This window comes from Pseudomonas sp. AN3A02 (assembly GCF_011765255.1).
Lineage (GTDB): Bacteria > Pseudomonadota > Gammaproteobacteria > Pseudomonadales > Pseudomonadaceae > Aquipseudomonas.
In genome coordinates this window covers 297,669-320,863 of the sequence record NZ_JAARNI010000001.1, presented here as the reverse complement: position 1 = coordinate 320,863, position 23,195 = coordinate 297,669, and the positions used below count along the sequence as shown (strand labels likewise).

Sequence of the window (23,195 nt, the reverse complement as noted above, 5' to 3'; positions counted from 1 at the left end):
CGTTTTCCATTGGCTTAAATCGGCTTCTTCGTACCCAGAAGCCGAACTTCCCTGAGCAGCGCCGCGCCCAACTGGCCGGTGCCGAGCTCCTTGTAACCCACGGCTTTTACATCACCGTTCTCTTCCGCCTGGATGAGGATCACCGGTGTTTCCTTGCCTGTGCCTTCGTCAACATGCATCGCGTATTGCGGGATATCCAGCTTGATCGGCGTGCCTGCCGGCTTGCCCTTCACATTGATCAGAAACGCGGCACAACCGGTGTCCACATCCTGGCTGGTAGCGGAACGACCGCTGACGAAGCAGGTGACGGGCAGGTCGGGCCAGGTGATGGATTCGGCGAGGGCGAGAGTGGGGATCAGCGTCAGGAAAAGTAGTGTGAGTTTGCGCACTTTGGTTCTTCCAGATTTGGGTCAGTCGTCATGTGTATGACGCGGATAGGCCGAAGGTTACGCGAACCGTGAACGAGAGTTCCAGCCAGCTAGGAGGATTTTGACGCCTGTTTGGCGCAGGCTTGTGTCATCTGATCGATGCTGATCGGTTTATCGGGGCAGCGAATCAAACCTTTCAGCGCTTGAACACTGACGTTTTTTGGTTGAGGGGCAGGTTTGCTGTTCATTGATCAGATTCCTTGGGCAAAGTTTTGGATGCGCTGAGTATCGCCAGGCGGTAAAAAGATAGCCCAACCGCTTTCTTTCCAGCATCGAATACTGCAGCTCAAAGAGATACAGCATATGACCGACCGCCACCTCATCATCCCCACCTCCATGCACCCCATCGTCGAGCGCGCCGGCTACGTTCCTGCGGTAAAAGTCGGCAAGACGTTGTACTGCGCAGGCCAGGTCGGCCGCACGGAAAATCTGGAAGTCATCGCCGACCCCGAGGCGCAGTTCATCGCAGCCTGGGAGAGCCTGCGGCTGGTATTGGAGGAGGGTGGGTGTACCTTCGAAGACGTGGTCGACATGACCACCTACCACGTGAACCTTAGCGAACACATGGCGGTTTTCCGTGAAGTGAAAAACCGCCTGTTCCCGCGAGGGTTGTGCGCCTGGACGGTCATTGGCGTATCAGAACTGGCCAATCCGGGCTTGCTGCTGGAGATCAAGTGCGTAGCGGTTCAGCGCTGACTCACTGCACCACGCGGTAGCACGGTACATACGCCGCGCCGCCCGGCAGTTTCATCCGGTGCTGCTCCACAAATGCCTTCAGCAACTCGTCCAGCGGCTTCATGATCGCCGGGTCGCCATGAATCTCATACGGCCCGTTCTGCTCGATCAAGCGGATGCCCTTGTCCTTGACGTTGCCCGCCACGATCCCGGAGAACGCCCGGCGCAGGTTGGCCGCCAGTTCATGGGGCGGCAGGGCGTGGCTCAGTTGCAGGCTGGCCATGTTGGCGTGGGTCGGGTCGAACGGGCGCTGGAAGCCTTCGTCGATCTTCAGCAGCCAGTTGAAGTGGAACGCGTCGTTGCGCTCGCGGCGGAACTGTTTGACCGCTTTCAAACCGACGGTCATCTGCCGTGCCACTTCAGCCGGGTCGTCGATGATGATCTGGTAGTGGGCCTGCGCTGCTTCACCCAAGGTTGCGCCGACGAACGCGTGCAACTGTTGCAGGTACGGCGCGGCGTGTTTCGGCCCGGTGAGGATCACCGGGAACGGCACGTCGCGGTTGTCCGGGTGCATCAGGATGCCCAGCAGATACAGGAACTCTTCGGCGGTGCCGGCGCCGCCCGGGAAGATGATGATGCCGTGGCCGACGCGCACGAAGGCTTCCAGGCGCTTTTCGATGTCCGGCAAAATCACCAGCTCATTGACGATCGGGTTCGGCGCCTCGGCGGCGATGATCCCAGGCTCGGTCAGGCCCAGGTAGCGCCCGCCGGTAATGCGTTGCTTGGCGTGGGAAATGGTTGCGCCCTTCATCGGGCCTTTCATCACGCCGGGGCCGCAGCCGGTGCACACGTCGAGGCTGCGCAGGCCGAGTTCGTGGCCGACTTTCTTGGTGTATTTGTATTCTTCGGTATTGATCGAGTGCCCGCCCCAGCACACCACGATCTTCGGCTCGACGCCCGGGCGCAGGGTGCGGGCGTTGCGCAACAGGTGGAACACGTAGTCGGTGATGCCCTGGGAGCTGCTCAGGTCGATGCGCTGGCTGTCCAGTTCGTTTTCGGTGTAGACGATGTCGCGCAGGGCGCTGAACAGCATTTCCCGGGTGCTGGCGATCATTTCGCCATCGACGAAGGCGTCGGCCGGTGCGTTTAGAAGTTCGAGGCGTACGCCGCGGTCCTGCTGGTGGATGCGCACTTCGAAGTCTTTATAGGCGTCGAGGATGGTCTTGGCGTTGTCGATGTGCGCGCCGGTGTTGAGGATGGCCAGGGCGCATTGACGGAAGAGGGTGTAGATGCTGCCGGTACCGGCTTCGCTCAGTTGCTGGACTTCACGTTGCGACAGCGTTTCGAGGCTGCCTTTAGGGCTTACGGAGGCATTGATGACTTGTCTTTGGGGCATTCTGATTCCCTGAAAGCACAGCCACCGGACCATGGAAGGCCCGTGGCTTGAGGATAGTGCGCGCCGTTTTCGGTCGCATTGGACTGGCATTTTCCCCGGCACTGGAGCCGAGCGCAAACACCGTCGCGCACCATCATGCCGCAGAAGTTACTGAATCAGCTTCCAGTTTTTGTAGAAAAACCGCCGCAAGGTAAAGACCGCTCCGGCAAAGCCCGCGATCAGGCCGTTAAGCAAGGACGGCACCAGGGTTGGCCGCACGATATCGATAAACAGGCAGTAGCGCTTGGCGTCGTTCTTGTTGAAGGAGGCGTGCATCAGCGTGTCATCGAAGATAAACAGCGGGTCATCGTGCCAGTAGTGCTTGTGCTTGCCGACCTGGATGTACACGCCGTCGTGATGGGGCGCCGGTGCCATGTTGTAGAGCACGCGGAACATCATGCGCAGCGGGCCGAAGTGAAACGAGGTGGAGCGGTTTTCGTTGAATACCGACACGCCGATGGTTTTCACGTAGGGCAGTTTTTCCCGCAGTTGCGGGATATCCAGGGTGGTCTCGATCGGGCGACCGTACCATTGGAAAAACAGCATGCCGCGTTTTTTCTCGGCCATGCGCTCATCCAGGTACTGGATGATTTCGTCTTTGTTGGCCATGGCGTCGTCGATCACCTTTTGCAGGTCTTCGCGCCAGGCTGGCGGCAGGTCGTTCATCTTGTAAACGTGGCGATTGCGCAGGCTCAACAAATCAAACAGCGTGTTGAACGGTGCCAGCAGCCAGGTATTGCGGCCGTTGCCGACGAAGTACTTCTTGATGGTCGGGCCGTCGTACAGGCCATTGCGCAGGAAGTCGTACAGCCCGCAGAACACCACCAACAGCAGAAACACGAGGGTGGTACGCGGGAAGCAATAAATGAACAGCAATACGCCAAGGACCCAGGCGGCGGACGCCAGGCGTTTGCGGATGACACTCTTACTCATGAAACTGGGCTCCATCGGGCGGTTTTCGATTGCTTCAAAACCGTCCGCGATTGACTGGCAGGCCAGGCAAAGGAGTCAGTCAACCCGTTGGGCATCATGCCTGAGCTGAAACATATCGAAATAATATGGTCATGATAGGGTGTTATCGCCCTGACGTGGCGTTTTAAATGCTGGAAATTTGTGAAGTCGCTGCACAGATTTTTACCGTTGTCCCCCTAAAATACCTCGGCGGATGGCCAGGTCGGCGGTGTTGCGGATAGCATTTTGTGAACAGAAGATTTGCGACTATCGTGACGCTTCGGTTTTCCGGACGTCATAGACCGGTACGATTGACGCTGTAATGGCCACCATTGGCCTTCGGCACCTTGGAAGAGGCAGAAATTTATGATCATCAAACCGCGGGTTCGTGGCTTTATCTGTGTGACCGCTCACCCGGTTGGCTGTGAAGCGAACGTCAAAGAGCAGATCGACTACGTGACCGAACACGGTGCCATCGCAGGCGGCCCGAAAAAGGTGCTGGTCCTCGGGGCTTCCACCGGCTACGGCCTGGCCGCGCGCATCAGCGCTGCCTTTGGCTGCGGCGCTGACACCCTGGGTGTGTTTTTTGAGAAAGAAGGCGAAGAAGGCAAGCTCAGCTCTGCCGGCTGGTACAACAGCGCCGCCTTCGAGAAGTTTGCGCTGGAAAAAGGCCTGTATGCCAAGAGCATCAACGGCGATGCGTTCTCCGACGAGATCAAGCGCCTGACCATCGAAACCATCAAGAAAGACCTGGGCAAGATCGACCTGGTGGTCTACAGCCTGGCCGCGCCACGCCGTACCGACCCGCAAGGCGTGGTGCACACCTCCACTCTGAAACCGATCGGCAAGGCCGTGACCCTGCGCGGTATCAATACCGACAAGGGCATCGTGGTCGACACCACCCTTGAGCCGGCTACCCAGGAAGAAATCGACGGCACCGTGAAAGTCATGGGCGGCGAAGACTGGCAGCTGTGGATCGACGCCCTGCGTGACGCCGACGTGTTGGCCGAAGGCGCCAAGACCACCGCGTTCACCTACCTCGGCGAGAAACTGACCCAGGATATCTACTGGAACGGCTCCATCGGCGAAGCCAAGAAGGACCTCGACAAGAAAGTCCTGACCCTGCGCGACAACCTGGCTGCACTGAAGGGCGACGCCCGTGTGTCGGTACTCAAGGCTGTGGTGACCCAGGCCAGCTCGGCGATCCCGATCATGCCGCTGTACCTGTCGCTGCTGTTTAAAGTGATGAAAGAGCAGGGCACCCACGAAGGTTGCATCGAACAGGTCTATGGCCTGTTCAAGGACAGCCTGTATGGCAAAGAGCCCAAGCTCGACGCCGACGGCCGCCTGCGTGCCGACCTGAAGGAACTTGAGCCGAAGGTTCAAGACGCGGTAGCGGCCCTGTGGAATCAGGTCTCTGACGACAACGTCAACGAGATCAGCGATTTTGCCGGCTACAAGGCAGAATTCCTGCGCCTGTTCGGTTTCGAGATCGACGGCGTGGACTACGACGCTGACGTCAATCCGACCGTGAAGATCAAGGGCCTGGTTCAGGCTTAAGCGCTTCGGGTAATGAAAAAGCGGCCTCCAGGGGCCGCTTTTTTGTGCGCGTCATGCCAGACTGAGGCCGTTATCACACCCACGCTAACGGAGGATCTTCATGACGATTCGTGCAGTCGTTTTCGATTTCGGCGGTGTCCTGTTCGACTGGAACCCGCACCATCTCTACCGCCAGCTGATTGCCGACGACCATGAGCGCCAGCAGTTCCTGGACACCGTCTGCACCCAGGCCTGGAACACCGAGCAGGACGCCGGGCGCACCCTGGCCGAGGCGACCCGCACGCTGATTGCCGAACATCCGCAGCATGAACCACTGATCCAGGCGTACTACGACCGCTGGCACGAGATGCTGCGTGGTTCATTGCCTGAGGGCGTGGCGATCCTCGAAGCCTTGCATGAGGCGAAGATGCCGCTGTTCGGCCTGACCAACTGGTCCGCCGAAACCTTTCCCTATGCCCGTGCCAACTACCCGTTCCTGCAGTATTTTCGCGACATCGTGGTGTCCGGCGAAATCAAGTTGATCAAGCCCGATCCCGCGATCTACCACGCCAGCCTGGCGCAGGTGCGCGCCCATCTGCCGGATATCCAGCCGGGGGAAGTGGTGTTTATTGACGACGTGGCCGGCAATATCGAGGCGGCCATTGCGCTTGGCTGGCAAGGGATTCACCACGTATCTGCCGCGCAGACCCGCGAACGCTTGCGCGAACTCGGGGTGGACCTCTAGCGCGCCCACTTCTCCATGACGAAATCCACAAATGCCCGCAGCTTGGGCAGGCGATAACGGTCTTGGGCGTAGAGCAAGTGCATTGGTCGGCTGGGCAGTTGGTAGTCCGTCAGTAATGCCACCAGTTTCCCGGCCCGCAAGTCTGGCTCGACCAAGGCGTCAGGCAGCATCACGATGCCCATGCCTTCCAGTGCAGCCTGGCGCAAGGCCTGCGAACTGTTAATGGTCAACGAGCCGGAAACGGGGATTTCCACGTCGCCCTCTGCGCCGCGCATTCGCCACAACTTGTCGGCGTTGCGCCAATCGTCGGTCGCCGGGTAAGCGAACGCCAGGCAGTCATGTTGCTGCAGATCATCGGGGCGTTGAGGTGTGCCACGTCGCGCCAGGTATTCCGCAGAGGCGCAGAGGGTGATGGTGTAATCCTGCATGGGGCGCGCAATCAGGCTTGGAGCGTCCAGCTCGCCCAAGCGGATGGCCACGTCAAAGCCGCTGTCGACCATGTCCATCCGTTGATTGCTCAGCACCACGTACAGCTTGATCTGTGGATAGCGCTGGGAAAATTCGCTGAGTGCGGGTGCCAGGCGCTCGGTGCCAAAAGCCGGTGGTGCGGTGATCCGCAGCAGGCCCTTGGGCACGTCGCTGTTGGCTTGTTCGGCCATTTGCTCAGAGTCTGCCACCAACCCCAGCACTTCCAGGCAACGCTGATAATACAGGCCGCCAAACTCCGTCAGGCTTTGCTTGCGTGTGGTGCGCTTGAGCAGGCTGACGCCCAGCCTTTGCTCCAGGGCACGCAGGTGATTGCCGACCATGGTGGTGGACATGCCGCAGGACTGCGCGGCGGCCGTCATGCTGCCGGCTTCCACCACTTTCACGTACACCGTCATCGCCTGGAACAGATCCATTATCAAGTCCTGGTTTAAAGTGATTGCAGATTTATGCAGTTTATCCAGCTCAGATGGCTAACGATACTGGCGCCATCACTACGATGCACTGGAGCCTGATGCCATGACCGCCGCCTGCCTGATGACCACTTATCAACCGTCGCCCCTGAGCTTTACCCGTGGCCTTGGCACGCGCCTGTGGGACCAGCAGGGTCGCGAATACCTGGACGCCGTGGCGGGTGTGGCGGTGACCAACGTCGGTCACTCCCACCCGCGCCTGGTGACGGCCATCAGTGAACAGGCGGGCTTGCTGCTGCACACCTCCAACCTCTACAGCATCGACTGGCAGCAGCGGCTGGCCCAACGACTGACCGAGCTTTCCGGGCTGGACCAGGCGTTCTTCAACAACTCCGGTGCCGAAGCCAACGAGACGGCACTGAAGCTGGCCCGTCTGCATGGCTGGAAAAAGGGCATCGAACAGCCGCTGGTGGTGGTGATGGAGAATGCCTTTCACGGGCGCACCCTGGGCACCATGTCCGCCAGTGACGGACCTTCCGTGCGGCTAGGGTTTCAACAGTTGCCGGGGGATTTCATCAAGGTCGGCTTTGGTGACTTGAAGGCGCTGGAAGCCGTGACCCAGAAGTTTGGTGCGCGCATTGTCGCGGTGCTGCTGGAGCCGATCCAGGGTGAAAGCGGCGTGCAAGTCGCGCCGCCGGGTTATCTGAAAGCCTTGCGCGAGCACTGTACCCGGCAGGGCTGGTTGTTGATGCTCGATGAGATCCAGACCGGAATCGGCCGCACCGGTCGCTGGTTTGCCTTCCAGCATGAAGGCATCGTGCCGGACGTGATGACTTTGGCCAAAGGCCTGGGCAACGGCGTGCCGATTGGCGCGTGCCTGGCCCGGGCTGCTGTTGCGCAACTGTTCACGCCCGGGAGCCACGGCAGCACCTTTGGCGGCAACCCGCTGGCCTGTCGCGTGGGTTGTACAGTGCTGGAAATCATCGAAGAACAAGGCCTGCTGTACAACGCGGCGCAACAGGGCGAGCGGCTCCTGGCGCGCCTACGGGTGGAGTTGAGCGAACATCCCCGGGTGCTGGCGATTCGCGGGCAAGGGCTGATGATCGGTATCGAACTGGCAACACCTCACCGCGACCTGGCCCAGCGCGCGGCGCAAGAGCATGGCCTGCTGATCAACGTCACGCGGGGCAAGATCATTCGCCTGCTGCCGCCGCTGACTATCGATGGCAAGGAGGTGGAAATGATCGTGCGTGCGCTTTCCCGGTTGCTGGACTAGACATGGATGAGGCTGACGCGGAGCGTCACTGGCTGCATTCCCACGCAGAGCGTGGGAACGATCAGGGGTAGCCGGAGCCCACCTGCACCCCGTTCAGCCATTCCTGGTTCAGGGTCTCGGTATCCCCCAGGTAATCCAGCAACCACGCCATGGCCGGCGACAGTTTGTTCTGCGCCCACGCCACACACGACGGGCTGGCGGGGAAGGGCCGGGACAGTTGCAGGGCGCTCAACTCGCCACGCTCGATCCATGGCTGCACCAGGTGCGCCGGCGCCATGCCGACGCACAGGCCATCCCGCAGGCAATCAATCGCCGAAGCCCAATGCGGCACCACCAACCGGCGCTGGTTATCCAGGGTCCAGGTGTCGCGCTTGGGCAGGTTGCGTGAGGTGTCGGTCATGCACAGGGAGGCGAAGGGCCGTAACTGGTCATCGCTGAGCAGGCCTTCTACGGACGCAAGCGGATGCCGACTGCTGACCACGCACAGCCAGTTCAACAGGCCCATGTCGCGAAACGTGAAATGACTGGCCACCGGTACCGCGCTGGTGGCGCCGATCACGATGTCGGTACGGTCATCGGCCAGGGCATCCCACACGCCGTTGTACACCTCGTATTCCATCAGCAATTCCACCTCCGGGAACTGGCGATAGAAATCCAGCACCAGTTGCCGGCAGCGCTGCTGTTTGACGATGGAGTCCACCGCGACTTTCAACTGACCGCTCCAGCCATTGGCCACTTGCTGGCATAGCCGACGGGTGCCGAGCATTTTTTTCATGACGCCCCGGGCCTCGTCGACGAACAATTTACCGGCGGGCGTCAGCTCTACGTCTCGATGACGTCGGACAAACAACGGTACCGCCAGCCATTCTTCGATTTGCCGCACGGTATAGCTGATGGCCGACGGCACGCGGTGCAGTTCCTGGGCGGCGGCGCTGAAGCTACCGTGGCGGGCTACCGCATCCACCACATCGAGGGAATATTCAGACCACATGAAAGTTGCCTTCAAAAATATTGATAAGAGCGTTCAATTATTATCGCTTCACAGGGAAATGCTCAGCTTCATAATAGGCGCCAGTCAGCAAATAGTTTGATGGCAGTTTATACAAGGCTTCAATGAAAAATTCTTTTGGATTCACCTGGTACCTGGCGGGGCTGAGCATGCTCGGCTATCTGGCCATGGATATGTACTTGCCGGCGTTTGGCGCCATGGGCGAGCAACTGCAAATTTCCCCCGGCGCCGTGGGCGCAAGCCTGAGTATTTTCCTCGCCGGCTTCGCCGTCGGGCAGTTGTTGTGGGGGCCGTTGTCCGACCGGCTTGGGCGCAAGCCGGTCCTGCTCACCGGCCTTTCCCTGTTTGTTCTGGGTTGCCTGGGCATGTTCTGGGTCGAGACCGCGCCGCAGCTGTTGGCCTTGCGTTTTGTCCAGGCGATTGGCGTGTGCTCCGCCGCCGTCAGTTGGCAAGCGCTGGTGATCGACCGCTACCCGGCGGACAAGGCCCATCGGGTGTTCGCCGGCATCATGCCGCTGATGTCACTGTCTCCGGCCCTAGCGCCACTGCTGGGGGCGCTGATGTTGAATCATTGGGGCTGGCAGGCGATCTTCGGTGTGTTGTTGGTGGTGTCGTTGCTCCTGCTGCTGCCCACGTTGTTTCTCCGGCCGCTGCCGAAACGCCTGACAACCGATGCCGAACCTTCCCGGCTCGGCTATGGGCAACTGCTCAAGTCGCGGGTGTTCACCGGCAACGTGATGATCTTCGCCGCATGCTCGGCCAGCTTCTTCGCCTGGCTTACCGCCTCGCCGTTCATCCTCGGCGGCATGGGCTACAGCCCCAATGACATTGGCTTGAGCTACGTGCTGCCAACGCTGTCGTTCCTGATCGGTGGCTACAGTTGCCGCAGCGCGTTGCAGCGGTTCCAGGGCAAGACCTTGTTGCCGTGGTTGCTGCTGGCGTACTGCATCAGCATGGTCGCGTTGTACCTGGTCGCGACCTTGACGGTGCCGACGCTCGCCACCTTGCTGATTCCGTTCTGCCTGATGGCGCTGGTCAATGGCGCCAGCTATCCGATCGTGGTGGCGAATGCGCTGATGCCGTTTGCGGAAAATTCCGGCAAAGCGGCAGCCTTGCAGAACACCTTGCAGTTGGGCCTGTGCTTTCTCGGGAGCCTGATTGTGTCGTCGATGATCGACCAGCCGCTGTTGATCACCGCGATCGTGATGCTGGCGACCGCGCCATTGGCCGTGTTGGGCTACTGGATGGCGCGGCCGAAGGTTGACGATGCGGATGCCGACCTGGTGCGCGCCCGCTAGAACGTCACTTCCATGTTCACCGTCGGCGTTGATGTGCGGCTGCCCCGGCCGCCGTCGACGCCGAACTTGTTATGCCAATACTCGTAACCCACTCCCAGGTACAGGTTCGGCTTGACGCTTTTTCCCGGCCGCACCGCCACCATCAGCGCGGCGCGCATCAGGGTTTCCGGCGCGGTGTCGCGGCCATGGAAGTCCTCGCCTTTTTCCCCGACGTGATTGATAAACCCCTGAAACTTCGCCCCGTGGTTGCCGATCTCGAAAGGCCGCATCCAGGTCAGGTTGAGCATGTAGGTATCGTCGAAGGTGTGGTCGGGTTCTTTTGCACCGGGGATGCCGGAATGGTTCCTTTCCTTGTAGTACATCAGGCTCAGGTCCAGCACGCCGACGGTGTTGAACTTCAAGGTCGGGCCAATCACCAGCGCACGTTTTTTCGCCGAGGCCATGTTGTTGTTGCGGTTGGCATCAAAGCCGAAGGTCAGCGCGTAATCCTTGATCACCCCGGTGCCCAGCGGCACATCGAATACCCGTGAGGCGTACAGCTGGTGCCGGTACACGGCATACACTTCGCTGCCGCCGTGGTCGGTGCCCTTGCGCGGGTCGCGGCTGTCAGACAGGAACACATCGAGGTTCAGGTAGTTGCTGCCGTACTGGTAGCCGCTGGCGTGGGTGAAGCTGTAGATGCGCTTGCTGAAGTCGTCCGGGTTGTTCGGATTGGTGAACTGCTGTCCGTAGCGAAATCCTACGCTGTTGTTCATCCATTCCAGCGCGACAGCCTCCCCGCCGCCGAACAGTGTGAGTAATACGGTTGCGCCGTGCAGTGCCTTTTTCATTGTTTTAATTCCTTTGGCGTTTTGGCTCATGGCGACCGCGCAAGGGTCGTCGGGCGCAGTATCTGCACATCCTTTGCGGGTTCCAAAGAACAGAATCTCGCCTGGGGCGATGCCGAAACGGCAGCACTGAAGCTGGCCTGAGAGTCAGGAAATACGTGGCGCCGAGGATGTTTCCTGATGTTCGCGCAAGCTGATTTCTTCACTGAGCAGATGGGCCATGGCTTGCACCGCCATCGGCAAGTCCCGGTCTTTGCGGGCGTACAAGCCGAGGTCGCTGAAGATCCCGCCCTGGTCGCTGAGTGGGATGTGCAACAGTTCGCCGCGGGCCAAATCAGCCTCCACGCCGATGCGTGTCTGGAACGCGATGCCCAGTTGCTGGCGCGCCAGTTGCCGGGCCAGCTCCATCGAATTGCTTTGCAGCAGCGGCTTGTTCGCCGCCGCCGAACGCTTGTGCAGCGGCGCGATCAGGTGATGAACCGAGAGTTCGCTCTTGGCCTGGATCACCCCATGTTCACAGCAACGTGCATAACTCACGCACGCCTCGCCGGCCAATGGATGCCCCGGTGTCATCAGCGCACCCAGGCGGAAATGGCCGACACACACCTGGATGGTTTCGCTGCTGCGCGGTAACGCAAAAGCCAGCCCCAAGTCAGCCTGGCCGTTGATCACCGCACCGGGAATCGACTGCGAACCTTGCACCGTGACGCCAATGGTGACTTTCGGATAACGCTCACGCATGCGCTTGAGGGCGGCGGGCAGCAGTTCCACGGTGGCGCCTTCCACCGTGGCGATTTCCACATGGCCGGTCTGCACGCCGTTCAAGCCATCGAGTTCGCCGCGCACACGCTCCACATCCTGCAACAGAACACTCACGTGACGGGTCAGGATCTCGCCGGCCGCCGTCAGGCGCAGCCCGCCGGGCAAACGTTCGAACAGCGCCGCGCCCACTTCGTCTTCCAGCTTGAGGATCTGCCGGTTCACCGCCGAAGACGCCACGTTCAGGCGGCGCGCGGCTTCGCGGATCGAGTGGCAACGGCGAACCATGTCGAAGTAGTAAATCGCCGGAGCGTGGATGCGCAGCTTGCGGTTGAGCATTTTTTTCAAGTCCTTGTGCGCAGCACTTCGAGCCACGGGGCAGGGCGGCTGAATGGGTTTTTGTAACGCCGTTGGAGGTCTCTTTGTGAAATTGATTGTATACAACTCTATGGACATCCAATCTTTCTATTGCATACAGTGAGCGCACAACAAAAACAGAGAACCCCTCACCATGACTATCCCGAAGGCGTCACCGCAGCGGCCAGAAGATGAGAATCTCGGCGTCGCAGCCAACATGGCTTACGGCCTGCAGCATGTGCTCACCATGTACGGCGGCATCGTGGCCGTACCGTTGATCGTCGGCCAGGCTGCCGGGTTGTCGCCGGCGGATATTGGCTTGCTGATCGCCGCTTCGCTGTTTGCCGGTGGCCTCGCCACGCTGTTGCAAACCCTGGGGTTGCCGTTCTTCGGCTGCCAGTTGCCGCTGGTGCAAGGGGTGTCCTTTGCCGGGGTGGCGACCATGGTGGCGATCGTCGGCAGCGACGGCGCGGGCGGTATCCCGGCGATACTCGGGGCGGTGATGGCTGCGTCCTTGATCGGCTTGCTGATCACCCCGGTGTTTTCGCGAATAACCAAATTCTTCCCGCCGCTGGTCACCGGGATTGTGATCACCACCATCGGCCTGACCCTGATGCCCGTCGCCGCTCGCTGGGCCATGGGTGGCAACAGCCGCGCGGCGGATTTCGGCAGCATGCCGAACATCGGCCTGGCGGCGCTGACCCTGGTGCTGGTGTTGTTGCTGAGCAAGATCGGCAGCGCGACCATCTCGCGGCTGTCGATCCTGCTGGCGATGGTGATCGGTACGGTGATCGCGGTGTTCCTCGGCATGGCGGACTTCTCCAGCGTGACCCAGGGCCCGATGTTCGGCTTTCCCACACCATTCCATTTCGGCATGCCAACCTTCCATCTGGCGGCGATCATTTCCATGTGCATCGTGGTGATGGTGACGCTGGTGGAAACCTCGGCGGACATTCTCGCGGTGGGTGAAATCATCGACACCAAAGTCGACTCCAAGCGCCTCGGCAATGGCTTGCGCGCGGATATGCTGTCGAGCATGTTTGCACCGATCTTCGGCTCGTTTACCCAAAGTGCCTTTGCCCAGAACGTCGGGCTGGTGGCGGTGACCGGGGTCAAGAGCCGCTATGTGGTCGCTACCGGCGGGATATTCCTGGTGATCCTCGGCCTGCTGCCATTTATGGGCCGGGTGATTGCGGCGGTACCGACTTCAGTGCTGGGCGGGGCCGGGATCGTGCTGTTCGGCACAGTGGCAGCCAGTGGTATCCGGACCTTGTCCAAGGTTGATTACCGCAACAACATGAACCTGATCATCGTCGCCACTTCCATCGGTTTTGGCATGATCCCGATTGCGGCACCGAGTTTCTACGATCACTTCCCGAGCTGGTTCGCGACTATTTTCCATTCGGGGATCAGTTCGTCGGCGATCATGGCGATCCTGTTGAACCTGGCGTTTAACCACTTCACCACCGGCAACTCGGATCAGCAGTCGGTGTTTGTTGCCGGGACTGAGCGCAGCCTGTGCTTCCAGGACGTGGCGGCGTTGCGGGACGGGGATTACTTCAGCGGCGGCAAGTTGTTTGATGCCGAGGGCAAGGAGATTCCGTTACTGGCAGACGTGCCGAAGAAAGCGGTGGTGCAGGGCAGGGCGCAGACCAGCGAGGTGTAATAGTCACAACGCCTCAAATGTGGGAGCGGGCTTGCTCGCGAATGCGGTGTGTCAGTCGCTGATAGGTTGACTGAATCACCGCATTCGCGAGCAAGCCCGCTCCCACATTTTGATCTCAGCCAGTCTTGAGTGCTTTGTGGGGAACAGAGCAGGCCTGATCCAAAAACTGCACCACCGTCCCCATGCACGCCTGTCGCTCTTCAACATGCGGCATGTGGCTGGAGTCTTCGAACAGCGCCCAGCGCACATCGGCAATCTCATCCAGGAACGGCTTGACCACCAGCGGCGTGGCCTCGTCATGCCGGCCGGAAATCACCAGGGTCGGCACATTGACCTTCGACAGCCGGCCAATCACGTTCCAGTCTTTCAAACTGCCAATCACATGGAACTCCGTCGGGCCGCTCATGGCGTGATACACCGTCGGGTCCGAATCCACTTGGGCGAAGGTGCGGGCGACTTCTTCCGGCCATGGATTGACCCGGCATACGTGCTGGTCATAGAAAATCCGCGAGGCGGCCAGGTATTCGGGGTCTTGGTAGGTGCCGGCCTGTTCGTGCTTGAGCAGGGTTTCGTGCACGCCTTCAGGCAGTAACTTGCGCAGGCGGTTGGCCTCGGCGACCCAGGTCCGCATGCAGGTCGGCGAGTTGGCCGGGATAAACGCACGCAGACCCTTGGGTTGCAGGATGGCGTGTTCGCTGCCGAGCATGCCGCCCCAGGATTGACCCAGGATTGCGTAGTTATTGCTGATTTGCAGGTGGTCCAGCAGGTTGTCCAGTTCTTCCAGGAACAAGCCCACGGTCCAGAACGAAGGGTCTTTTTCAGGCAGGTGCGTGGAGCGGCCGTTGCCCAGTTGGTCGTAGTGAATGACCGCGTGGCCACTGGCAGCCACGTCCTTGTAGGCGTCGACATAATCATGGGTGCAGCCCGGGCCGCCATGGAGGATGACCAGTGGCGTGAGGCCGCTGTCCAGGTCGCCGGTGACCCGATACCAGGTCTGGTAGTCGCGAAAAGCCGCATAGCCTTCGCGGATGGTTTCGATGAATTCCATTTCGTGCCCTGCCCTGAGAAAAAAGTGATCAGGCACACGATAGTCGGCACAGAAAGTTTAAGTAACTAGCAAAACAGCTAGGTTTTGCCTTTGGATCAGTCTTCCAGCAACCGGTAATGGGTGGCTCGCACGACCGCTTGTACCCGGTTCTTGGCCCCCAGCTTATGCATGGCCGACGCCAGGTGCAGGGTGACAACGGCCAGGGAGCGGCTCAATTGCGTGGCGATTTCGGCGGCGGTCAGGCCGTCGGCAGCCCATTTCAGGCACTCGCGCTCGCGTTTGGTCAGACGGATGTGCGGGTAGGAGCGCAGTTCCTTGCTGAAAAGCGGGTAGGCCGCTTCCTGCAAGGCGTGGGTAATCAGGTTGAAATCCGACAGGGTCTGACGGGCATCCTCCAGCACCGTGCTGGCCTTGCCGGTGCGCAGGCCGGTCAGTGAGGCGAAGCCGCCACGGGGCAAATGGATCGGAACGCTGACGCCGCAGGTCATCTGCTGGTCGTGCAGGTAGCTGGAAACGGGGGCGTGGCAGGGGTCGATGATCTTTTGCAGCGCGGTGTCGGCCTTGGCCTCGTAGGACCAGACAAACGGTGAAACCGTCGACAGTGCGAGGTGTTGCACCGGATCGATCTGATAAAAACCGGAACTGCACCACAAGCTGTACCAGTCTGGCGGCGTATTGCGCAGTTGCAGCACAGAAGGGGTGATCAGTGCACCATTATGGTCAATGGGCACGGGGGTGTAGTCGTAGACCAGCGCATCAAAACCCAGGTCCTGGGCCAATACGAGGGTGTTGTCCATCTGTTCATCCAGGCTCCTGCCGGGGATGAGACGGTCATTAAAGGCAGTTAACCTGGCCAGCATCCGTTCTGCTCCCGAATTCGTTTGAATCTCGTCTTGCTGCAAGTAGAATGCCACGCCCCGGCGAAGGACTGCCAGACCAAACCTATAAGAATTACCAGGTTATGGACGCGCGGCATCCTCGGTAGTGTTGGCCTTTAAACGGCCACTATCCACAGGGCCGACACACAACAAGGAATGTACGCATGTGGCGTGAAATTGCCCCCGACCAGCAGTACAACGTGCAAGTCGATGGCCACAACCTCGTGGCCTACAGCTTTGGCGAAGGCGATGAGGTGTTGCTGTGTCTCAATGGCGGCCCGGGGCTGCCTTGCGACTACTTGCGCGACGCCCATGGCTGGCTCAAGGACAACGGCCTGCGAGTGGTTGCATTCGACCAGCTTGGCACCGGCGCATCAGCCAGACCGACCGATGTTTCGCTGTGGGAAATCAGCCGTTATGTCGAGGAAGTCGAGACGGTGCGCCAGGCCCTGGGCCTGGGTCGCGTGCACCTGCTGGGGCATTCCTGGGGCGGATGGCTGGGCATCGAGTACGCCATTCACTATCCCGACGCGCTGAAAAGCCTGATCCTGGAAAACACCGTCGGCGACATTCCGCACCTGTCCCTTGAGCTGGAACGCCTGCGCGGCGCCCTCGGTAGCGAGACCGTGGCGATGATGCAACGCCACGAAGCCATGGGCACTCTCGACCATCCGCAGTACCAGGCCGCCATCACCTTGCTCAACTACCGCCACGTCTGCCGCCTGGACGAGTGGCCGGCACCGGTCCAGCGCTCCCTCGGCGACTGGAACATGGGGCCCTACGAAACCATGCAGGGCCCCAACGAGTTCCTCTACATCGGCAACCTCAAGGACTGGAACCGCATCCCCGAGATGGCGGAGTTCAAGATGCCGATACTGATCACCACCGGCCAGCACGACGAACTGACCCCGGCCTGCGCCATGCGTATGAAAAGCGCGGCCAGGCACGCTGAATTACACGTGTTCCCCAACAGCAGCCATATGCCGTTTTACGAAGAGCCCCAGGCTTACTTCCCGGTGCTGCTGGACTTCCTTGCTCGTCACCGAGGCTGACGGATGAACCTGGCGCGTTACCGTTTTGTGCTGTCCCGGCCGCTGCAATTGCTGCCGGTGCTGTTTGGCATCAGCCTGATCACCTTCGTGCTGGTGCGCTCGATTCCCGGTGACCCGGCGCGGGCCCTGTTGGGATCGCGCAGCACCCCGGACGCCTTGCTGAAGATCCGCGCCCAATACGGCCTCGACCAGCCACTCTGGTTGCAATATTTCTACTTCCTGAAGAACCTGCTCAAGGGCGATCTCGGCCAGTCGCTGCTGTACAAGGTCGACGCGCTGAAACTGATTGTCACCCGCATCGAGCCGACCCTGTTCCTGGTGCTCGGCAGCGTGCTGCTGGCGCTGTTGATCGCCGTGCCGATGGCCACCGTGTCCGCACGCAATAAAGGCGGCTGGGCGGATAACCTGATCCGGCTGTTCACCACGGTGGGCCTGGGCATGCCGGCGTTCTGGCTGGGCTTGATGCTGATTCTGTTGCTCAGCGTGCAATGGGGCCTGTTCCCGGTCTCCGGCTATGGGCGCACCTGGCTGGACAAGGCGCACCACATGGTTCTGCCGTGCCTGACCATCGCCTTGGCGCTGTCGGCGGTGCTGGTGCGCAACCTGCGGGCGAGCATGCTGATGGAGTTGCAGGCTGATCACGTGACTGCCGCCCGGGCGCGCGGCTTGTCGGAGGCGGCGGTGTTTCGTCGCCACGTTTTGCCCAATTCCCTGGTGCCGGCGGTCAACCTGTTGGCGGTGAACATTGGCTGGCTGATCAGCGGCACGGTGGTGATCGAAAGCCTGTTTGCGATTCCCGGCATCGGCCAGTTGCTGGTGCGCGGGATTTTCACCCGCGACTACATGGTGGTGCAGGGCGTGGCGATGGTGCTGGCCTGTGCGACCGTGCTGGTCAACTTTGTCGCCGATGTGGTAACGGTCGCGCTGGACCCGCGAGTGAAGATGCAATGAGCAGTCGCCCCTTGATTGCCCCGTGGCGCTTGCGCCTGCGCTTTGGTTTTCGCAATGGCCGGCTGACGGCGGCCTGGGGCCTGTTGATTCTGCTGACATGGCTGGCGCTGGCGCTGTTCGCTCCGTGGGTCGCACCGTTCGATCCAATTGCGCAAATCACCGACATCAGTTTGCTGGCCCCCAGCCTCGCCCATCCATTTGGCACGGACAATTACGGCCGCGACATTCTTTCGAGGGTGATCTGGGGCGCGCGCATCGACCTGCAACTGGCGGTGGTCGGGGTGATCTTTCCGTTCCTGATCGGCACCTTTGTTGGCGCGGTGTCCGGTTATATCGGCGGGCGTTTTGACAGTTTCTGCATGCGGGTGATCGACGTCATCCTCGCGTTCCCCTTTCTAGTGCTGATGCTCGCGATCATGGCGATCCTCGGCCCTGGTTTGAAAAGCTTTTATATCGCCATGGCGCTGGTGGGTTGGGTGTCCTACGCACGACTGATCCGCTCGCAAATCCTGGTGCTCAAGGAAAGCGACTTCGCCCTGGCCGCCAAGAGCCTGGGCTTTGGCCATGGGCGCATTCTGTTTCGGCATTTGTTGCCCAACGCGATGTTCGGTTCGATTGTGTTTTCCATGTCTGACGCGGTGCTGGTGCTGCTCAACGGCGCAGCGGTCAGCTACCTCGGCCTGGGCGTGCAACCGCCGACCGCCGAGTGGGGCACCATGGTTGCCGAAGGCCAGGCGTTTATCACCACCGCCTGGTGGATTTGCACCTTCCCGGGCCTGGCCATCGTGACATTGGCCATGGGTTTCAGCCTGCTGGCCGATGGCGTGGCGCAAGTGCTGGGGGATCGCTCATGAGTCTTCTGCAAGTGCAGGACCTGAGTGTGATCGCCAATAACACCGGGCGCGATGTGACCCTGGTGGACCGGGTGTCCTTCGACCTGGCCGAAGGTGAAATCCTCGGTCTGGTGGGCGAAAGCGGTTCGGGCAAGACCATGGCCTGTCGCGGTCTGATGCGTTTGCTGCCGTCCTCGAGCCTGCGGGTGCAGGGCGGTTCGGTGCGCCTGGCGGGCAAGGACCTTCTGACACTGGATGACGCGGGCATGCGTGCGGTTCGTGGCGGGCAACTGGGCATGATTTTCCAGAACCCCAGCAGCCACCTCGACCCGCTGATGCGCATTGGCGAGCAGATCGCCGAAGGCATCCGCCTGCATCAGGGTGCGTCGAAAAAAGACGCGCGATTGCAGGCTATCGAAGTGCTGCGCCAGGTCGGTATTCCCGATCCCCAGGCGCGTATCGACAACTATCCTCACGAGTTTTCCGGCGGCATGCGCCAGCGGGCGATGATCGCCGTGGCCCTGGGCTGCAATCCAAAAGTGCTGATCGCCGACGAGCCGACCACCGCCCTCGACGTGACCGTGCAGGCCCAGATTCTGCGCTTGTTGTTGGACCTGCGGGACCAGCGCGGCCTGTCGATCATCATGATCACCCACGACCTGGGCGTGGTAGCGCAAACCTGCGACTCCATCGCCGTGATGTACGCCGGGCGCCTGTGCGAGCACGGCAGCAAATACGAGCTGCTGGCACACCCGCAACACCCGTACACCGCCGGCCTGATCGAGTGCCAGCCCGCCACCAGCAGTGGGCACGCCTTGTTGCGCACTATTGCCGGGCAACCGCCGTTACTCGATGCCTTGCCCAAGGGCTGCCGGTTCAACCCGCGATGCCCGCAAGTCGGCAGCTTGTGCACCGAGCTGTTGCCGGAAGGCGCACGGGTTGCCTGCCACTATCCTCTGGGAGTTCGCCCATGACGCTTTTACAGGTGAATGACCTTGAAGTGCGTTTTGCCGCCTCCGGCAGTGGCCTATTTGGCCTGAATAAACAGTGGGTGAGGGCGGTCAACGGCGTGTCGTTGACGCTGGCTGCTGGCGAAACCCTTGGGTTGGTGGGTGAGTCCGGCAGCGGGAAAAGCACCCTGGGGCGGGCGATCCTGCACCTCAACCCGATCAGCGCCGGGCAGGTGGTGTTTGACGGCATCGACATGGCCCACGCCGGGCCTGTCGACATCGCGCGTTTGCGGCACGAGACGGCGATGATCTTCCAGGATCCCTACGCGGCCCTGAACCCGCGTCTGACGGTCGGCCAAACCATCGCCGAAGTCCTTCGGGTGCAGCGCAAGGTGGCGTCAGAAAACATTCCACGCCGGGTCGACGAATTACTCGACCTCGTAGGCCTGCGCCCTGAACTCGCCAGCCGCAAGCCCGGCTCTCTCAGCGGCGGCCAGTGCCAGCGCGTCGGCATCGCCCGGGCGCTGGCGGTGGAGCCGCGGCTGATCATCGCCGACGAATGTGTAGCTGCCCTGGATGTGTCGATCCAGGGCCAGATCATCAACCTGCTGCTGGAACTGCAACAGCGCATGAACCTGGCGATTCTGTTTATCGCCCACGACCTGGCCATTGTCCGCCGCCTGTGCGACCGGGTGGCGGTGATGTACCTGGGGAAAATCGTCGAGGAAGGCCCGGTGGAAGCGGTGTTCACCGCGCCGCGCCATCCCTACACCGCCGCGTTGATCCAGGCGATCCCGGAGATTGATCCGTACCGCCCACTGCCCAGCGAACCTTTACCGGGCGAGCCGCCGAGCCCGCTGAAATTGCCCAGTGGGTGCGCCTTTCACCCGCGTTGCCGGCATGCACGAGCCGTGTGTGCCGAGGTATTGCCGCCGACTCACGTTGTGCAAACGCATCGGTACAGTTGCGTGCTTGAAGAACCTTTGCTTTGAACCCTTCCTGCCGATCATGAACAACCGCCGTTATAGACAAGGAGTTATGACATGCAATCCCGTCACTTGAAGTTGCTCGCCGCCGCCACGCTCACTGCGTGGTCGCTGACCGCCGGCATCGCCCACGCGGCCGGTGTACTCACCATCGGTTGCCGCGAAGACAGCACCACGTTTGACCCGATCAAAAGCGCGCAGAACCGCGACACCTGGGTGTTCGCCAACGTTTACGACACCCTGGTACGCGTGGATAACCTGGGCACCAAGATGGAGCCGGGGCTGGCAGAAAGCTGGGACATTTCCAAGGACGGCCTGACGTACACCTTCAAACTGCGGGCCGCGAAGTTCTCGGATGGCTCGCCGATCACTGCTGACGACGCCGCCTTCAGCCTGTTGCGCATTCGCGACAACAAGGCCTCGCTGTGGAGCGACCCGTTCAGCCTGATCAACACCGCCAAGGCTGCTGATCCGCAGACGCTGGTCGTGACCTTGAAAACCCCGGCGGTCGCCTTCCTCTCGCAACTCGCTTCGCCGACGGTGTCGATCCTGTCGGAAAAAGCCATGACCAAGATGGGCGAAGACGCCTACTCGGAAAACCCGGTGACCTCCGGCGCGTTTACCGTGGAAGAGTGGCGCAAGGGCGATCGGGTGATCCTGAAGAAGAACCCGAACTTCTGGCAGGCCAGTAACGTGAGCCTGGATGGCGTGGAGTGGGTGTCGGTCACCGACGACAACACGCGCATGCGCATGGTGCAGAACAACGAACTGGACACGGCGATCTTCGTCCCGTTCTCCCGGGTTGAAGAGCTTAAGAAAGACAAGAACGTGGTGGTCCACTCCGACCCGTCGACCCGTGAAGATCACCTGTTGATCAACCATGCCCACGGCCTGTTGGCCAAGCCGGAAGTGCGTCAGGCGCTGGACATGGCCATCGATAAACAATCGCTGGTGAAAACCGCCACCTTCGGCCAGGGCACCGTGGCCTATTCCTACATCCCAAAAGGCTCGCTGTACCACTACGCCAACAACCTGCAACGCCCTTATGACCCGACCGAAGCCAAGAAACTGCTGGCCGCCGCCGGTGCCCAGGACTTGAAGTTGAACTACGTGGTCAACGCCGGCAACGAAGCCGACGAGCAGATTGCGGTGATGATCAAGGATCAGTTGGCCAAGGTCGGCGTGACGGCCAACCTGCAAAAGGTCGACCCGACCCAAAGCTGGCAGATGCTGGTGGACGGCGAATACGACATTTCGGTGATGTACTGGACCAACGACATCCTCGACCCGGACCAGAAGACCACCTTCGTGCTGGGCCACGACACCAACCAGAACTACATGACTCGCTACAAGAACGACAAGGTCAAGGACCTGGTGGCGGCCGCACGGATCGAGGCGGATCCGGTCAAGCGTGAGCAGATGTACGTCGACCTGCAGAAAATGGCGAAACAGGATGTGAACTGGATCGATCTTTACTACAGCCCGTACATCAACATCTCACGCAAGAACGTGAGCAACTTCCTGCAAAACCCGCTGGGGCGTTTCACCCTTGAGGAAGTGGTGAAGAACTAAGTTCTAGAGAACACCGCAATACAAATGTGGGAGCGGGCTTGCTCGCGAAGGCGGAGTGTCAGTCAACAGAGATATCGACTGATCCACCGCCTTCGCGAGCAAGCCCGCTCCCACATTAGATTGCGCTATGTTCCAGATAGTTATTGCGCGTCAAACGCCTGCCCATTGATGCCGGTACTGTCCGGCCCCATCAGGTACAGGTACACCGGCATGATTTCTTCCGGTGTCGGGTTATCGGTCGGGTTCTCCCCTGGATACGCTTGCGCCCGCATGCTGGTGCGGGTTGCGCCCGGGTTGATGCTGTTGGCACGCACTGGTGCAACGTTATCCAACTCGTCCGCCAAGGTTTGCATCAGGCCTTCGGTGGCAAACTTCGACACCCCGTACGCCCCCCAATAAGCCCGGCCCTTGCGGCCCACGCTGCTGGAAGTGAACACCACCGACGCATCCTGGGACAGCTTGAGCAGCGGCAACAGCGTGCTGGTCAGCATGAACATCGCGTTGACGTTCACGTGCATCACCCGCATGAAGTTCTCACCGGACAACTGTTCGATGGGCGTGCGCGGGCCGATGATCGAGGCGTTGTGCAGCACGCCGTCGAGGTGGCCGAATTCCTTTTCGATCATCGCTGCCAACTCATCGTATTGATGGGGCAGGGCGGTCTCCAGGTTGAACGGGATCACCACGGGCTGTGGCTGGCCGGCGGCTTCGATTTCGTCATACACCTGGGCCAGGTTGGCTTCGGTCTTGCCCAGCAACAGCACGGTGGCGCCGTGGGCAGCATAGGTTTTTGCCGCTGCGGCACCGATTCCGCGACCGGCGCCAGTGACCAGGATGACTCTGCCCTTGAGCAGTTCTGGACGTGCGGAGTAATCAAACATAAACAACCTCGACAAAGTTCACAGAAAATCCATGTGATTGATTGCGGCTAAGGCTGGCTAAGGCTTCTGTGGCGAGGGAGCTTGCTCCCGTTCGACTGCGCAGCAGTCGCGAAAAGCGGGGCTGCTTCGCAACCCCACGGGAGCAAGCTCCCTCGCCACAAAGTTGCATCTACCTCAGGC

The 23,195-nt window shown here is 60.7% G+C and carries 23 protein-coding genes; 12 read left to right on the top strand and 11 right to left on the bottom strand.

From position 1 onward, the window contains the following. Window positions 1-14: 14 nt before the first annotated feature. Window positions 15-389: a hypothetical protein gene (locus HBJ59_RS01590; RefSeq protein ID WP_076017269.1), complete on the bottom strand. Its 375-nt coding sequence runs from the start codon at window positions 387-389 to the stop codon at window positions 15-17. An 89-nt stretch (window positions 390-478) separates the two neighbouring features. Continuing rightward, complete coding sequence (locus HBJ59_RS01585; RefSeq protein ID WP_167662603.1) at window positions 479-616, bottom strand: hypothetical protein; 138 nt, start codon at window positions 614-616, stop codon at window positions 479-481. A gap of 115 nt (window positions 617-731) precedes the next feature. Here HBJ59_RS01585 and HBJ59_RS01580 point away from each other — a divergent pair, with 115 nt between their 5' ends. Further along, on the top strand, window positions 732-1,124 hold the full coding sequence (locus HBJ59_RS01580) for a RidA family protein (RefSeq protein WP_167662602.1): 393 nt from the start codon (window positions 732-734) through the stop codon (window positions 1,122-1,124). 1 nt (window position 1,125) lies between these two features. Here the strand turns inward: HBJ59_RS01580 and ppnN are convergent, their stop codons facing one another. Together ppnN and HBJ59_RS01570 are read right to left on the bottom strand one after the other, a co-directional pair. Further along, window positions 1,126-2,499 (bottom strand): nucleotide 5'-monophosphate nucleosidase PpnN, encoded by a 1,374-nt coding sequence (gene ppnN, locus HBJ59_RS01575; RefSeq protein WP_003218868.1) that lies wholly within the window; start codon window positions 2,497-2,499, stop codon window positions 1,126-1,128. Window positions 2,500-2,646: 147 nt separating this feature from the next. Next, window positions 2,647-3,471, bottom strand: a complete 825-nt coding sequence (locus HBJ59_RS01570) for an aspartyl/asparaginyl beta-hydroxylase domain-containing protein (RefSeq protein ID WP_167662601.1) — start codon at window positions 3,469-3,471, stop codon at window positions 2,647-2,649. A 384-nt stretch (window positions 3,472-3,855) separates the two neighbouring features. Here HBJ59_RS01570 and fabV point away from each other — a divergent pair, with 384 nt between their 5' ends. Further along, window positions 3,856-5,049, top strand: coding sequence for an enoyl-ACP reductase FabV (gene fabV / locus HBJ59_RS01565; protein WP_076017272.1), 1,194 nt, complete (start codon window positions 3,856-3,858; stop codon window positions 5,047-5,049). Between the two features lie 100 nt (window positions 5,050-5,149). Beyond that, the gene (locus HBJ59_RS01560; protein WP_167662600.1) at window positions 5,150-5,773 is read left to right on the top strand and encodes an HAD family phosphatase; all 624 of its coding nucleotides are present in this window, start codon (window positions 5,150-5,152) and stop codon (window positions 5,771-5,773) included. Here the strand turns inward: HBJ59_RS01560 and HBJ59_RS01555 are convergent. Continuing rightward, window positions 5,770-6,675 carry a LysR family transcriptional regulator gene (locus tag HBJ59_RS01555; RefSeq protein WP_167662599.1) on the bottom strand — a complete coding sequence of 302 codons (906 nt, stop codon included), beginning with the start codon at window positions 6,673-6,675 and terminating at the stop codon, window positions 5,770-5,772. The two genes, HBJ59_RS01560 and HBJ59_RS01555, sit on opposite strands and share 4 nt — an antisense overlap. 103 nt (window positions 6,676-6,778) lie before the next feature. Between HBJ59_RS01555 and HBJ59_RS01550 the strand changes: the two genes are divergently transcribed. Beyond that, window positions 6,779-7,948 (top strand): aspartate aminotransferase family protein, encoded by a 1,170-nt coding sequence (locus HBJ59_RS01550; RefSeq protein WP_167662598.1) that lies wholly within the window; start codon window positions 6,779-6,781, stop codon window positions 7,946-7,948. A 61-nt stretch (window positions 7,949-8,009) separates the two neighbouring features. Here HBJ59_RS01550 and punR read toward each other — a convergent pair whose 3' ends face one another. Continuing rightward, window positions 8,010-8,939: a DNA-binding transcriptional activator PunR gene (gene punR, locus HBJ59_RS01545; RefSeq protein WP_076017276.1), complete on the bottom strand. Its 930-nt coding sequence runs from the start codon at window positions 8,937-8,939 to the stop codon at window positions 8,010-8,012. Between the two features lie 122 nt (window positions 8,940-9,061). Here punR and punC point away from each other — a divergent pair, with 122 nt between their 5' ends. Then, window positions 9,062-10,255 (top strand): purine nucleoside transporter PunC, encoded by a 1,194-nt coding sequence (gene punC, locus HBJ59_RS01540; RefSeq protein ID WP_076017277.1) that lies wholly within the window; start codon window positions 9,062-9,064, stop codon window positions 10,253-10,255. On the opposite strand, the gene HBJ59_RS01535 is transcribed toward punC, so the two are convergent. Both HBJ59_RS01535 and HBJ59_RS01530 read right to left on the bottom strand, forming a co-directional pair. Further along, window positions 10,252-11,085 carry a nucleoside-binding protein gene (locus HBJ59_RS01535; RefSeq protein ID WP_167662597.1) on the bottom strand — a complete coding sequence of 278 codons (834 nt, stop codon included), beginning with the start codon at window positions 11,083-11,085 and terminating at the stop codon, window positions 10,252-10,254. The two genes, punC and HBJ59_RS01535, sit on opposite strands and share 4 nt — an antisense overlap. Before the next feature lie 144 nt (window positions 11,086-11,229). After that, window positions 11,230-12,180, bottom strand: coding sequence for a LysR family transcriptional regulator (locus HBJ59_RS01530; protein ID WP_076017279.1), 951 nt, complete (start codon window positions 12,178-12,180; stop codon window positions 11,230-11,232). Window positions 12,181-12,352: 172 nt separating this feature from the next. Between HBJ59_RS01530 and HBJ59_RS01525 the strand changes: the two genes are divergently transcribed. Further along, entirely contained in the window at window positions 12,353-13,864 is a 1,512-nt protein-coding gene (locus tag HBJ59_RS01525; protein ID WP_167662596.1) for a nucleobase:cation symporter-2 family protein, read from the top strand. 115 nt (window positions 13,865-13,979) lie between these two features. Here HBJ59_RS01525 and HBJ59_RS01520 read toward each other — a convergent pair whose 3' ends face one another. Continuing rightward, window positions 13,980-14,912, bottom strand: coding sequence for a proline iminopeptidase-family hydrolase (locus tag HBJ59_RS01520; protein ID WP_167662595.1), 933 nt, complete (start codon window positions 14,910-14,912; stop codon window positions 13,980-13,982). Window positions 14,913-15,007: 95 nt separating this feature from the next. Continuing rightward, window positions 15,008-15,772 carry a LuxR family transcriptional regulator gene (locus HBJ59_RS01515; RefSeq protein ID WP_076017282.1) on the bottom strand — a complete coding sequence of 255 codons (765 nt, stop codon included), beginning with the start codon at window positions 15,770-15,772 and terminating at the stop codon, window positions 15,008-15,010. 182 nt (window positions 15,773-15,954) lie between these two features. On the opposite strand from HBJ59_RS01515, the gene HBJ59_RS01510 reads away from it, so the two are divergent. The 6 genes from HBJ59_RS01510 to HBJ59_RS01485 are packed head-to-tail and all read left to right on the top strand — an operon-like array spanning window position 15,955 to window position 22,134. Further along, on the top strand, window positions 15,955-16,842 hold the full coding sequence (locus HBJ59_RS01510) for a proline iminopeptidase-family hydrolase (RefSeq protein WP_017477306.1): 888 nt from the start codon (window positions 15,955-15,957) through the stop codon (window positions 16,840-16,842). A 3-nt stretch (window positions 16,843-16,845) separates the two neighbouring features. Next, window positions 16,846-17,793, top strand: a complete 948-nt coding sequence (locus HBJ59_RS01505; RefSeq protein WP_167662594.1) for an ABC transporter permease — start codon at window positions 16,846-16,848, stop codon at window positions 17,791-17,793. Next, entirely contained in the window at window positions 17,790-18,647 is an 858-nt protein-coding gene (locus tag HBJ59_RS01500; protein WP_167662593.1) for an ABC transporter permease, read from the top strand. The genes HBJ59_RS01505 and HBJ59_RS01500 overlap by 4 nt, the downstream gene beginning before the upstream one ends. Further along, window positions 18,644-19,600, top strand: a complete 957-nt coding sequence (locus tag HBJ59_RS01495; RefSeq protein ID WP_076017285.1) for an ABC transporter ATP-binding protein — start codon at window positions 18,644-18,646, stop codon at window positions 19,598-19,600. The genes HBJ59_RS01500 and HBJ59_RS01495 overlap by 4 nt, the downstream gene beginning before the upstream one ends. After that, window positions 19,597-20,568 carry an ABC transporter ATP-binding protein gene (locus HBJ59_RS01490; protein ID WP_167662592.1) on the top strand — a complete coding sequence of 324 codons (972 nt, stop codon included), beginning with the start codon at window positions 19,597-19,599 and terminating at the stop codon, window positions 20,566-20,568. Before HBJ59_RS01495 ends, HBJ59_RS01490 begins: the two co-directional genes overlap by 4 nt. Before the next feature lie 51 nt (window positions 20,569-20,619). Further along, window positions 20,620-22,134 carry an ABC transporter substrate-binding protein gene (locus tag HBJ59_RS01485; protein ID WP_167662591.1) on the top strand — a complete coding sequence of 505 codons (1,515 nt, stop codon included), beginning with the start codon at window positions 20,620-20,622 and terminating at the stop codon, window positions 22,132-22,134. Between the two features lie 140 nt (window positions 22,135-22,274). On the opposite strand, the gene HBJ59_RS01480 is transcribed toward HBJ59_RS01485, so the two are convergent. Then, window positions 22,275-23,015: a YciK family oxidoreductase gene (locus HBJ59_RS01480; protein ID WP_076017288.1), complete on the bottom strand. Its 741-nt coding sequence runs from the start codon at window positions 23,013-23,015 to the stop codon at window positions 22,275-22,277. Window positions 23,016-23,195 lie beyond the last annotated feature (180 nt).